This window comes from Mesorhizobium sp. L103C105A0, assembly GCF_000502215.1.
Lineage (GTDB): Bacteria > Pseudomonadota > Alphaproteobacteria > Rhizobiales > Rhizobiaceae > Mesorhizobium.
This window is the reverse complement of the sequence record NZ_AYXF01000004.1, coordinates 190,101-202,162: the sequence shown is the minus strand read 5'-3', so window position 1 is coordinate 202,162 and position 12,062 is coordinate 190,101. Positions and strand designations below refer to the sequence as shown.

The 12,062-nt window shown below is 63.3% G+C and carries 11 protein-coding genes and 1 tRNA gene; 4 read left to right on the top strand and 8 right to left on the bottom strand.

Going from position 1 to position 12,062, the window contains the following annotated elements:
* Positions 1–279: 279 nt before the first annotated feature.
* A tRNA-Thr gene (locus X727_RS150140) sits at positions 280–355 on the bottom strand.
* A gap of 72 nt (positions 356–427) precedes the next feature.
* Here X727_RS150140 and X727_RS1000000167950 point away from each other — a divergent pair.
* Positions 428–649 carry a hypothetical protein gene (locus X727_RS1000000167950; RefSeq protein WP_155921595.1) on the top strand — a complete coding sequence of 74 codons (222 nt, stop codon included), beginning with the start codon at positions 428–430 and terminating at the stop codon, positions 647–649.
* 57 nt (positions 650–706) lie between these two features.
* Positions 707–1,948 carry a hypothetical protein gene (locus X727_RS150145; protein ID WP_023736159.1) on the top strand — a complete coding sequence of 414 codons (1,242 nt, stop codon included), beginning with the start codon at positions 707–709 and terminating at the stop codon, positions 1,946–1,948.
* 52 nt (positions 1,949–2,000) lie between these two features.
* Here the strand turns inward: X727_RS150145 and X727_RS150150 are convergent, their stop codons facing one another.
* From X727_RS150150 to X727_RS150160, 3 genes are all read right to left on the bottom strand, one after another.
* Positions 2,001–2,819 (bottom strand): isocitrate lyase/phosphoenolpyruvate mutase family protein, encoded by an 819-nt coding sequence (locus X727_RS150150; protein ID WP_023740782.1) that lies wholly within the window; start codon positions 2,817–2,819, stop codon positions 2,001–2,003.
* A gap of 43 nt (positions 2,820–2,862) precedes the next feature.
* Positions 2,863–4,461, bottom strand: coding sequence for a cisplatin damage response ATP-dependent DNA ligase (locus tag X727_RS150155; RefSeq protein WP_023755180.1), 1,599 nt, complete (start codon positions 4,459–4,461; stop codon positions 2,863–2,865).
* A gap of 244 nt (positions 4,462–4,705) precedes the next feature.
* On the bottom strand, positions 4,706–5,716 hold the full coding sequence (locus X727_RS150160; RefSeq protein ID WP_023669503.1) for a ligase-associated DNA damage response exonuclease: 1,011 nt from the start codon (positions 5,714–5,716) through the stop codon (positions 4,706–4,708).
* Between the two features lie 105 nt (positions 5,717–5,821).
* Here X727_RS150160 and X727_RS150165 point away from each other — a divergent pair, with 105 nt between their 5' ends.
* Both X727_RS150165 and X727_RS150170 read left to right on the top strand, forming a co-directional pair.
* Positions 5,822–6,754, top strand: coding sequence for a methyltransferase domain-containing protein (locus X727_RS150165; protein ID WP_023834338.1), 933 nt, complete (start codon positions 5,822–5,824; stop codon positions 6,752–6,754).
* Between the two features lie 104 nt (positions 6,755–6,858).
* Positions 6,859–7,218 carry a hypothetical protein gene (locus X727_RS150170; RefSeq protein WP_023751915.1) on the top strand — a complete coding sequence of 120 codons (360 nt, stop codon included), beginning with the start codon at positions 6,859–6,861 and terminating at the stop codon, positions 7,216–7,218.
* A 12-nt stretch (positions 7,219–7,230) separates the two neighbouring features.
* Here the strand turns inward: X727_RS150170 and X727_RS150175 are convergent, their stop codons facing one another.
* From X727_RS150175 to X727_RS150190, 4 genes are read right to left on the bottom strand one after another with little or no spacing between them, the layout of a single operon-like run.
* On the bottom strand, positions 7,231–8,172 hold the full coding sequence (locus X727_RS150175; protein WP_023834337.1) for a glyoxylate/hydroxypyruvate reductase A: 942 nt from the start codon (positions 8,170–8,172) through the stop codon (positions 7,231–7,233).
* A 19-nt stretch (positions 8,173–8,191) separates the two neighbouring features.
* A complete protein-coding gene (locus tag X727_RS150180; RefSeq protein ID WP_023834336.1) occupies positions 8,192–9,823 on the bottom strand; it encodes an ABC transporter ATP-binding protein in 1,632 nt (543 codons plus the stop codon).
* A complete protein-coding gene (locus tag X727_RS150185; protein WP_023682037.1) occupies positions 9,820–10,959 on the bottom strand; it encodes an ABC transporter permease in 1,140 nt (379 codons plus the stop codon). The genes X727_RS150180 and X727_RS150185 overlap by 4 nt, the downstream gene beginning before the upstream one ends.
* On the bottom strand, positions 10,959–12,056 hold the full coding sequence (locus tag X727_RS150190) for a microcin C ABC transporter permease YejB (RefSeq protein ID WP_023669509.1): 1,098 nt from the start codon (positions 12,054–12,056) through the stop codon (positions 10,959–10,961). The genes X727_RS150185 and X727_RS150190 overlap by 1 nt, the downstream gene beginning before the upstream one ends.
* Positions 12,057–12,062: the final 6 nt, after the last annotated feature.

Below are 12,062 nucleotides of genomic sequence, written 5' to 3'. Positions count from 1 at the left end.
AACTATAATCCGGAGTGTCTGATATAGGTCAAAATTGACGAAGATTATTCTAAGATAGTGGTTTTGTATCTTATAAATTATGCTTGTATTGTCGGGTTCTCTAGGCTGTCGATCTTGCGCGATGCAGCATAGTCGATGGTCAAGCGTCTGACGACGCAATCCTGTGGCGGCGGCCATATGGCGCATGTCGACGAGGCAGACAGGAAGTGCCGGTGTTGGCGTAGGGAGTGACGTGCATTAGCCTTGCACCTGCCGTCACGCTTGCGTCGGATGGAGAACTGGTGCCGCTTAGGTGACTCGAACACCTGACCCCATCATTACGAATGATGTGCTCTACCAACTGAGCTAAAGCGGCCCAGGAAGCGCGAAGCCTCCAGGATCGGCTGGGTGATAGACTCAACCGGCCGCTAATTCAAGATGGGCAACCGTGATTTCAAGGCTGGATCCGGCAATTCGTCCCGTCATTTTCCATTGGCGCGGAATAAGCCATCGCCTTGTTTGCTTTTTCGATTACGCGGAGACGTCGCGCCGGACTGCGCGCAAATCGCCCGGCAAGGCGGCAAACGGACTGATTTTATTGCTAAAAGGCATCGAAATGGGCGTTGAACAGGCCTGTAAGGCAGAATGCGGGCGCTCGCCCGTTGATTGATTGGTCGCCTGCGGCTAACGATCATGGCAATGTAAGCGAACGGACAGGGGAATTCGCTTGGACGCGATCGAAAAAGCGATCCGCAACGCCTTCGAGAAAGGCAACGCCGAGGACCGGGCATTTCGCGAGCGGGTCTATCGGTCGGCTTTCGCGGCGCTCGACCGCGTGCTCCAGGCCAATCCCGGCGTGACGGTGGAAGCCGCCATCAAGCGCCGCAAGGCGGTCCAGGAAAAGATCGCCGAGATCGAATCCGAATTCCTGCCCGCGGTCCCCGATGTCGCCGCGCCCACGCAGAGCGCCGCGCCGACGCAGAGCGCTGCGCAGACACAAGATACCGCGCTGCCGCAACGCGTTGCGCAGCCGCAAGACGCCGTACAGGGCGCCGCCGAAGCGCCCGCGGTCGATGCCCCGACAGGTGTCGCGGCCGGACCGTCGCCGGCGATCGTCGTTGATGAACCGGTTCAGCCCGAGGCATCCGACGCGCCGCGTTCGCGCGTGCTGCCGGTCGTCCCCGACATCATGCCTGACGCCACGCTGCCCGGCGCCCCGGCGATCGATATGGCCGATTCCGCGCCGGCCGAGGCCGCGGCGGAAGTGGCGCCTGATCGCGATGAAAGGCGGATAAGGGGCCGCCGCCTGCCGCTGACGGCGATCTTCTTTGGCGTGACGTTGCTCGCCGCCGCCGGCATCGGCCTCTATTTCGCCGTGCAGACCGGGGTGTTCAAGACGCCGGCGCAGCTCGACACGGCGCCGCCCGAAGCGCCGCCGACCGTCGACGATGACGACTTCACGCCGCCTGCCGGTACAACTGAGCCGCAGCAGCCTGGCGCGCCGCAGCAGCCTGGTGTCGCCGAACAGACGCGCGACTGGATCAACGTGTTTACACCCACCGATCCAACGCATGTGGCGACCCCGTCCGACGCCAAGGCCGATGTCGTGCAGGACGACACCGGCTCCTTCCTGCGCATCCGCTCCGGTGCTTCCGGCTCGGCCATCAGCTTCGATGTCGGGCAGGGCGTGCTGGAGAAGCTTGCCGGCAAACATGCCGTGTTCGACATCGTCGCCCGCGCCGAGGACGGCAAGGACACGCAGATCTCCGTCGACTGCAATTTCGGCGATCTCGGCGATTGCGGCCGCAAGCGCTATGCGGTCGGCCAGCAGCGTAACGAATATCTGTTCGACGTGAAATTCCCCGACAAGCCCCCGGGCGCCGCCGGGAGCATCGCCATCAACTCCGACTTCGACAAGCAGGGCAAGGCGGTCGACATCTACGAGATCCGCGTCTCGATCGAACCGTAGGTCCCGGTGCCCGGTGGTCACAGCCTGGATTTGCGGGCGCGGCTCCTGCCAGCTAAATCATCGCTTTGGGGCTGTGCAGGACGCCCCAGGCCGGGGCGGAGTCCAGCGCGCCGAAGTCGCCTGCCGCAATCTCCCGGCAGATGGTCAGCAGCGCTCCGCCGGCAGCGCGGGCGAGCGATCCACCGACGCTGATCCGCCGCACACCGGCTTGCGCAATCTGGTCGAGGGTCAACCCGGAGACACCCTGGCCGATCACATGATTGACGGGAGTTTTGACTGAGCGGCAAAGCTTTTCGAGGGACGCCAGGTCCGGCACACCCGGCGCATAGAGAACCTCAACGCCGACAGCCTCGAATGTCCTGAGGCGGCGAATGGCCTCTTCGAGATCATAAGCGCCTTTGCCGAGGCCGTCGGCGCGGGCAGTCAGCACGATGTTGTATTTTCGCGCGGCCTCTGCGGCGGCGGCTATCCGCGCCACCGCGTCGTCAAAATCGCGTATCGGCAGATCGGAATTCGGCTGCCGATCCTCGATGGACAGCCCCGCCAGTCCAGCCTCGGCCGCCAGCCGAACGGTCTCGGGAACACCCTCGGGCGTGTCTTCGTACCCGTCCTCGAGATCGGCGGTAACGGGAACATCGGTCGAGGCGGCGATATCGGCGGCATAGGCCAGGCTCTCGGCGCGGCTGACGTCCAGCGCTCCGTCTTTCCTGCCTTTCGAGAATGCGTAGCCCGACGATGTCGTCGCCAGCGCCTTGAAGCCGAGACCCGTCATCATCCGCGCGCCGGCTATGTCCCACGGATTGGGGATCACGAAGCAGCCGGATTTGTGAAGAGCACGAAACCGTTCAACCTTGTCGGATCGGGAAATCATCTACGCTCCTGCCTGGGTTGGTACTCCCGGTTCGGAATTAAGTCTAGCGATCCAGCAGCGCCTGCAGCGTCTCGATGCGGTCGGCTTCGGCGGTCGGCTTGTCCCAGCGCAGCCGTGAGATGCGGGGAAATCGCATCGCAACGCCGGATTTGTGGCGAGTCGAACGGTTGAGACCTTCGAACGCCACCTCCAGCACCAGGCCTTGGCTGCGGTCGGCGCGCACCGAGCGCACCGGGCCGAAACGCTCGACCGTATTGTCGCGGACAAATTTGTCGATCTGCTTCAACTCCTCGTCGGTGAAGCCGAAATAGGCCTTGCCGACCGGCACCAATTCCTCCGCGCCTTCCGGCCCCGACCAGACGCCGAACGTATAGTCGGAATAAAAGCTCGACCGCTTGCCATGGCCGCGCTGCGCATACATCAGCACAGCATCGACCGTGTGCGGATCGCGCTTCCACTTGAACCACGGCCCTTTCGGCCGTCCCGCGAGATAGGGCGAATCCCAGCGCTTCAGCATCACGCCTTCGATAATCGGGTGCGGCGGCGCGCGGCGCAGTTCCTCCAGCGTTTGCCAATCCCGGAATTCGACGAATGGCGACAGATCGAAACGGTGCGGGTCCAGCGTTGTGATGAAGGCCTCAAGACGGGCCCGCCGCTCGCGGAAAGGTAGCGCGCGCAAATCTTCGCCGTTGATCTGCAGCGCATCGTAGCAGCGCATGAAGGCCGGGTATTGCTGCTGTATCTTCGGGGCCACGCTCTTGCGATTGAGCCGCTGTTGCAGGTCCGAAAACGTGCCGGTCGCCGCGGGCTCGCCGACCAGCAATTCGCCGTCGAGCGCGGCGGAAAAATTCATCGCCTGGGCGAGATCGGGGAATGCGCCGGACACATCGTCGCCGGTGCGCGAATAGAGCCGGCGCACGCCGCCCTCGCACACCGCCTGAACGCGGATGCCGTCCCATTTCCATTCCGCGCCATAGGCGGCCGGATCGAGCTTTTCGAGGTCGCCGTCGCCGACCGGGTTCGACAGCATCACCGGACTGAACAGGGCAAGTGCGGTCCGCTTCGGCTTCTCGGCCTTGCCTTCCAGCCACGCGAACAGCGAGATATAGGGCGGCGTCAGCCCGTGCCACAGCTCCTCGATCTCGGCGACATCGACCTTGCCGAAATCGGCCAGCGCCTGTTTGGCCAGCCGCGCCGAAACGCCGATGCGCAAGCCGCCGGTGACCAGCTTGATGATGGCAAAGCGCGCCGAAATGCCGGCGCTGTCGAGCAGCCCGGCCAGCACCTTGGGTCCGTCGGAGCGGCTCGCCGCCTGCAGCGTCGCCACGACATCGCCAAGCGTCGGCTCCCGGTTGGGGATATGTCCCGGCGTTTGCGGCCAAACCAGCGAGACGGTTTCGGCAAGGTCGCCGACATAGTCGTAGGAATAGCCGAACAGCACCGGATCCATGCGCTCGGTGACCAGCGTGCGCAGCATCGCCGGCTTGACCGCCGCAATGTTGAGGTCGCCAGTGATAGCCGCCAGCGCCAGCCCGCGGTCGGGGTCCTCGACGCTGCGGAAATAATCAACGAGCAGTGTCAGCTTGCCATTGCGCGACGGCGTCAGCACCAGGCGGTCGAGGAGTTCGGCAAAGCGGTTCATGGATGCAAGGACCGCGTTGACGGCAGAGGTTTGCGCTCTGGCACACCCCCCTCTGTCCTGCTGGACATCTCCCCCGCAAGGGGGGAGATTGGCAGCCTTGATCTTGCCGCCCATCTTGCGAGGTTGGCGATTGGCGAAAGCGGAGGTGACATCTGATCTCCCCCCTTGCGGGGGAGATGGCCGGCAGGCCAGAGGGGGGTGGGAAGGATCGCCGCGCCGGCGATTTCTGGATCAAAAATCACCATCAATCGCCCTCGTCCTCATAGCCCACAAGGTGCAGTGGCGTGGCGGCGATGCCTTCCAGCTCGCACCAGCGCACCAGCGCTTCCTCGCGGCCGTGCGTCACCCAGATTTCGCCGGCGCCCGTCTCCTTGACGGTAGCGGTCAGTTCATCCCAGTCGGCATGGTCGGAAATGATCAGCGGCAGTTCGACGCCGCCTTGCTTGGCGCGCTGGCGGATGCGCATCCAGCCCGAGGCGAAGCATGAGATCGGGTCGGGAAAGCGCCGCGCCCAGCGGTCGGCGAAGGCCGATGGCGGGCCGACAACGATGGCCCCAGTGAAATCCTGCTTGCCGCCGCTGTCGACGGTTGCCGGCTCCAGCGTGCCGAGGTCGATGCCCTGGCTCTGGTAATATTCGCTGAGCTTGGCCAGCGCGCCGTGGATATAGATCGGCCTGTCATAACCGGCATCGCGCAGCAGCCGCATCACCCGCTGTGCCTTGCCCAGCGCATAGGCGCCGACCAGATGCGATCGCTCGGGAAACTGCGCCGCCGATTTGAGCAGCCGGGCGATCTCCTCCGTGTCGGGCGGATGGTGAAACACCGGCAGGCCGAAGGTCGCCTCGGTGATGAAGACGTCGCATTGGACCGGTTCGAACGGTGCGCAGGTCGCGTCCTTCTGGCGCTTGTAGTCGCCGGAGGCGACGATGCGCCTGCCCTTGTGCTCGACCGCGATCTGCGCCGAGCCCAGCACATGGCCGGCCGGATGGAAGGTGACGCTGACATCGCTCAGCGCCATCGCTTCGCCAAGCACGGCCGCTTGCGTTGTCCCGGCAAAATCCTCGCCATAACGCAACCCCATAATGTCGAGCGTCTGCTGCGTCGCCAGCACCGAACGATGGCCGGATCGGGCATGGTCGGAATGGCCATGCGTGATCAACGCTCGGTTGACTGGCCGCACCGGGTCGATGAAGAAATCGCCGCATGGGCAATAAAGGCCTTCAGGCCGGGGATGGAGCAGGTCGCTGGCGCGCATCCAGTCAAGATAGTGGCTAATTCCAGCGCGGGAAGCCTGTTGCAAGAGACTGCTGACTCGGCCTACAGCCAGCCACCGGCCGCATCAGCCGGCGGGGCCATCGCCATGCAACCGCTGAAAATCTCGTCCGGCGACCTGACCGCCGACCGTCGCGCCGACTATGCCGAGATGCTTTTCGGCTCGGGCGAGCACGCGGCAGCGGCGGAGCTGCTGCTCGGCGCGCTGGAACTGGCGCCGCAATGGGCGGCGGGCTGGTTCCGTCTTGGCGAGATGCAGGAGACGGCCGAGCGGCTCGACGTGGCGGCTCAAGCCTGGGCGACGGCGCTGAAACTCGACCCGGCCGATCGCCTTGGCGCTGCGCTGAAGCTGCAACTCATCGGCAAGGCGCCGGCTGCCGCGGCGCCACCCAGCGCCTTCGTCGAAACGCTGTTCGACCACTATGCCGAAACTTTCGAGGATTCGCTGGTCGGCAAGCTCGGCTACCGGCTGCCGGAGTTTCTCGATCGCGCCATTCGAGCGGCAAGGGCGGGCCGCTTTTCGCTGGCGCTCGACCTTGGTTGCGGCACCGGTCTGATGGGCGAGAAACTGCGGCCGGTCGCCGAACGGCTGGAGGGCTACGACATCTCCGCCGCCATGCTGAAAAAGGCCCGCGCCAAAGGCGTCTACGATCTGCTCGCCAAGGCCGATCTGCAGGATTTCGCCTATGCCGGACCGAAAGCCGATCTGGTGGTGGCGGCCGACGTGTTCATCTACGTCGGCGCGCTCGATCGCGTGATGAAGACGGTCGCGGGCATTCTGGCCACCAATGGCCTGTTTGCCTTTTCCGTCGAAAAGCCAGCCAAGGGCGGGGCGGGCGGCGACGCCGGTTTCGCGCTGCAGGCGTCTCGTCGCTACGCCCATTCTCAAGCCTATGTCGAGCGGGTGCTTGCCGCAAACTGCCTGTCGGTGCTGTCGATGCAGCCGACCGTGATCCGCTGGGATCGCCGCCAGCCGGTCGACGGGCTTGCCGCGCTGGCGGTGCCCTCGTCCAAGGGTTGATGTCTCGTCTTGTTCGAAAACGTGAATAGGATTTTTGCGGCTGGCGCGGCATCAGGTAGGATACAAGCCGGGAAAAGCCCGCGGCAGGCATTGAGGAGGAACACATGCGCTGGAACATGATGGTCTTGGTGTCTTGCCTGGCAATGACCGGCTGCATGGGCAGTTCGATGTCGGAGCGGCAGGACCAGGACGTGCAATCGTCGCTGCAATATGACAACGTGCCTTGCGACCAGTTGCTGGCGCAACGCAACGAACTGGCGCAGCAATACCATCTGTCGATGGACGCCAAGCCGAGCTTCTCCAATCCGGCGATGGGCTTCGGCCCGTTCACGCCGGATATGCGCTCCAAAAGCAAGCGCGATACTGATCTGGCAAGTGGCAAGATCGACGCCATGAACCGCTCGATCGTCCGCCGCGACTGCGGCAAGCCCAACAAACAGAAGAAGTTCACCCTGCCGAGCTGAACCTGAACTTCCTCAGTACCCCGCCTTGCGGTCGACCACGTTATCAAGCTTTTCGCCGCGCTCGAAGGCATCCATCTGCCGCAACATGCTCGGCGCCAGGTGGACAGGGTCGGAGGTCGCCGCCGCGTGCGGCGTCACGAACACTTTCGGGTGACTCCAAAGCGGACTGGTCTTCGGCAGCGGCTCGACCTCGAACACGTCGAGGCTCGCCTCCTTCAGCGTGCCGTCGTCCAGCGCTCGCAAGATGTCGACGTCCTTCTGCAGCCGGCCGCGCCCGGCATTGATCAGCACCGAGCCGCCGAGGCCGTTGCGCTTGCGCAATTCCTTCAGCACGCCGTAATTGATGATGCCGTGCGTGTCCGGCGTCAGCGGCAACAGCACCACCAGTATGTCGGTGGCGTTGAGGAAGGGGATCAGCCCGGCCTCTCCGGCATAGGTCGCAACGCCTTTCATGGCCTTGTCGCTCCGCGACCAGCCATTGACGGCAAAGCCGAGCGACAACAGCACCGATGCCGCCGCGCGGCCGAGATTGCCGAGCCCCATAATGCCGACCGAGATGTCACCCGCCGGCCGCTGCGGCGGTTCGTGCCAGGTCTTCTTCGGCTGCTGCGCACGATAGAGCATGCCCTGCCGGTGATGGTCGAGCACGCGCCAGACGACATATTCGGTCATGTACTGCGTCAGGTTGTCGGCGACCACCTTGACGATCGGCACATCGGGCAGGCCGGGATCGGCGAAGATGTGGTCGACGCCGGCGCCGATCGAGAAGATTGCGCGCAGATTGGGCAGCGATTTCAGTAGGTTCGGCTTCTGCTTCCACACCACCGCATAGGTGATCGATGGATCAGACGCACCGTCCGGCTCCAGCACCACTTCGCGCTCGGCCGACAGCAGCTCGCGCCAGCGCTGCGGATGAAAGCCGGTGACGGCAAGCAGGATTTTGCCTTTTTCCATTTGCGGATTGTATTCCCTGTTATTCGCTGACGATACCGACCGGCGCCGTCTCGATCTTGAACGCGGCCGAGATCAGCGCCTTCGTATAGTCGGTCTGCGGCCGCTCGAAAATCTGTTCGGAAGGGCCGGCTTCGACGATCTTGCCATTGCGCATGACGATGACGTCATTGGCAAGGGCGCGAATGACTTTCAGATCGTGGCTGATGAACAGATAGGCAAGGTCGTGCCTGGCCTGCAGATTGCGTAAGAGGTCGACCACTTGCGCCTGCACGCTCATGTCGAGCGCCGAGGTCGGTTCGTCCAGCATGACGAAGCGTGGATTGAGCACCATGGCGCGCGCAATGGCGACGCGCTGGCGCTGGCCGCCGGAGAATTCATGCGGATAGCGGTTCCTGGTCGCCGGATCGAGCCCGACCTCCTTCAGCACGGCGACGACCTTGTCGTCGCGTTGGTCGGGCGACAGCTTCGGCTCGTGGATCTTCAAGCCTTCCTCGATGATCTCCGAGACCGACATGCGCGGGCTGAGTGAGCCGAACGGGTCCTGGAAAACGATCTGCAACTCGCGGCGCAGCGGCCGCATGGCGTTGAAGGAAAGCTGGTTGATGTCGCTGCCATTGAACTGGATGGTGCCGGTCGATGAGATCATCCGCGCCAGCGCCAGCCCGAGCGTCGTCTTGCCGGAGCCGGATTCGCCGACGACGCCGAGGGTCTGGCCGGCGCGCACGGTGACGTCGATGCCGTCAACTGCCTTCACATTGTCGACGGTGGTGCGAAAGAAACCCTTCTTGATCGGGAACCAAACCTTGATGTCCTTGCCTGTCATCACCGGCTTGGCGGCATCGTTGGCGGCCGGCGGCTTGCCCTTCGGCTCGGCGGCCAGGAGGTGCTTGGTATAAGCGTGCTGCGGGTTGGCGAAGATGTCCCTGGTCGGCCCGGTCTCGACGATCTTGCCTTTGGTCATCACGCAGACGCGGTCGGCGATCTTTTTGACAATGCCGAGATCATGGGTGATGAACAGCATTGACATGCCCTTGCGGCTCTTCAGCCCCGCCAGCAATTCGAGGATCTGCGCCTGCACGGTGACGTCGAGCGCCGTCGTCGGCTCGTCGGCGATCAGCAGTTCAGGCTCGTTGGCCAGCGCCATGGCGATCATGACGCGCTGGCGTTGGCCGCCGGACAATTGGTGCGGATAGGCGTCGAGCCGCTTTTCCGGTTCGCGAATGCCGACCTCGTTGAGCAGCGCCAGCGTGCGCGCCTTGGCCTGGCGGTCGCCCATGCCCTGATGCAGCGCCAGGATCTCGACGATCTGCTGCTCGATCGTGTGCAGCGGATTGAGCGAGGTCATCGGCTCCTGGAAGATCATGGTGATCTTGTTGCCGCGCACGCTGCGCAACTGCTTTTCGTTCATCGCCAAAAGGTCGGCGCCCTGGAACAGGATCTTGCCCGAGGGATGGCTGGCCGTCGGGTAGGGCAGAAGCTTCAGCACCGACAGCGCCGAGACCGATTTGCCGGAACCGGATTCGCCCACAAGCGCCACCGTCTCGCCCTTGGCGAGATCGAAGGAGATGTGGTCGACGGCGGTCGACTGGTTGCCGCCTTGGGTGAAGGCAACGCTGAGATCGCGGACGGAGAGCAGGAGTTCGCTGCTCATCGGAACGCCTTGCGCGGGTCGAAAGCATCGCGCGTTGCTTCACCGATGAACACCAACAGCGACAGCATCAGCGAGATGACGATGAAGCCCGATATACCGAGCCAGGGGGCATTGAGGTTACTCTGCGCCTGTTTTAGCAGTTCGCCGAGCGACGCGGTGCCGGGCGGCAGGCCGAAGCCGAGATAGTCGAGCGAGGTCAGTGTCGAGATCGAGGCGCTGACCAGAAAAGGCATGAAGGTCAGCGTCGCCACCATGGCATTGGGCAGAAGATGGCGCAGCATGATGGTGCGGTTGGACACACCAAGCGCGCGGGCCGCGTTGACATATTCGAAGTTGCGCGCGCGCAGGAATTCGGCGCGCACCACGCTGACAAGCGACGTCCAGGAGAAGAGCAGCATCAGCCCGAGCAGGATGAAGAAGCCCGGCGGCAGGATGGCGGCGACGATCAGCAGCAGATACAGCAGCGGTATCGCCGACCAGATTTCTATGAAGCGTTGAAAGAGAAGGTCGGTCCAGCCGCCGAAATACCCTTGCAGCGCGCCGGCGGCGACGCCGATAACCGACGAACCCGCAGTCAGGATCAACCCGAACAGCACGGAAATCCTAAACCCGTAGATGATGCGCGCCAGCACGTCGCGCGCCTGGTCATCGGTACCCAGCCAGTTCCAGTTGCCGACAATGCAGTCAGGATCGGCAGCGCCTTGCGGATATTGGCTGCATCGCCTCTGCGCGTCGTATTCCCATGACGGTTTTGCGGGAGCGGCGTCGGGGATCGCATTGTTGACGGTGCGGTAGGAATAGCGGATTGGCGGCCAGATCATCCAGCCATTGGCGTTGATCTCGTCGCGGATGACCGGGTCGCGATAGTCGGTGACGGCGTAGAAGCCGCCGAATTTTTCCTCGGGGTAGGCGACCGCCACCGGGAACAGGATCTCGCCTTTGTAGTAGGCGACGATCGGCCTGTCGTTGGCGATCAGTTCGGCAAACAGCGACAGCACGAACAGAGCGAGGAATATCCACAACGACCAGTAGCCGCGCCGGTTGGCCTTGAAGTTCTGCCAGCGCCGCTTGTTGAGCGGCGACAGCCAGGGGCGGGCGATCCTTGTCGGTGTGATCTCGGCTGCAGCCTGCGTCATCAGACGTCTCTCCGCTCGAAATCGATGCGCGGATCGACCCATGTGTAGATCAGGTCGGACAACAGCGTCACGAACAAACCAAGCAGCGAAAATATATAGAGGTTGGCGAACACGACCGGATAGTCGCGCGCCAACACGGACCTGAAACCGAGCAGCCCGAGACCGTCGAGGGAAAAGATGTTCTCGATCAAAAGCGAGCCGGTGAAGAAGGCCGAGATGAAGGCCGCTGGAAAGCCGGCAATGACGATCAGCATTGCGTTGCGGAACACATGTCCGTAAAGCACCCGCCGCTCCGACAGGCCCTTGGCACGGGCCGTCACCACATACTGTTTGCGTATCTCTTCCAGGAAGGAGTTCTTGGTCAGCAGCGTCGTCGTCGCGAAGGCCGACAGCACCAGCGCCGTCAGCGGCAAGGTCATGTGCCAGAAATAATCGACGATCTTGTCGGGCCACGACAATTGGTCCCAATTGTCGGAGACGATGCCGCGCAGTGGGAACCAGTCCCAGAAGGAGCCGCCCGCGAACAGCACCATCAGCAATATGCCGAACAGGAAGGCCGGTATGGCATAGCCGACGATGATCACGCCGCTGGTCCAGACGTCGAAGGCGGAGCCGTCCTTGACCGCTTTGCGGATGCCAAGGGGGATCGAGATCAGATAGGACAACAGCGTGATCCACAGCCCAAGCGAGATCGACACCGGCATCTTCTCCAGGATCAGGTCAAGAACCGAGATGTCACGGAAATAGCTGTCGCCGAAATCGAAGCGGGCATAGTTCCACAGCATCATGCCGAAGCGTTCGAGCGGCGGTTTGTCGAAGCCGAATTGCTTTTCCAGCTTCTTGATGAATTCCGGATCGAGCCCTTGCGCGCCGCGATACTTCGAGCCGACGTCACCGGCCACATCGAAATTGCCGCCGCCTCCTGCATCGCCGCCGCCGCTGCCGAGGCGGTCGCTGCCGCCCTGGTTGGTCAGGCTGGCGATGACCTGCTCGACCGGTCCACCCGGTGCGAATTGAGTGACGACGAAAGCAACCGCCATGATGCCGAACAGGGTCGGTATCATCAGCAGGATACGGCGCAGTATGTAGGCGCCCATCAGCTT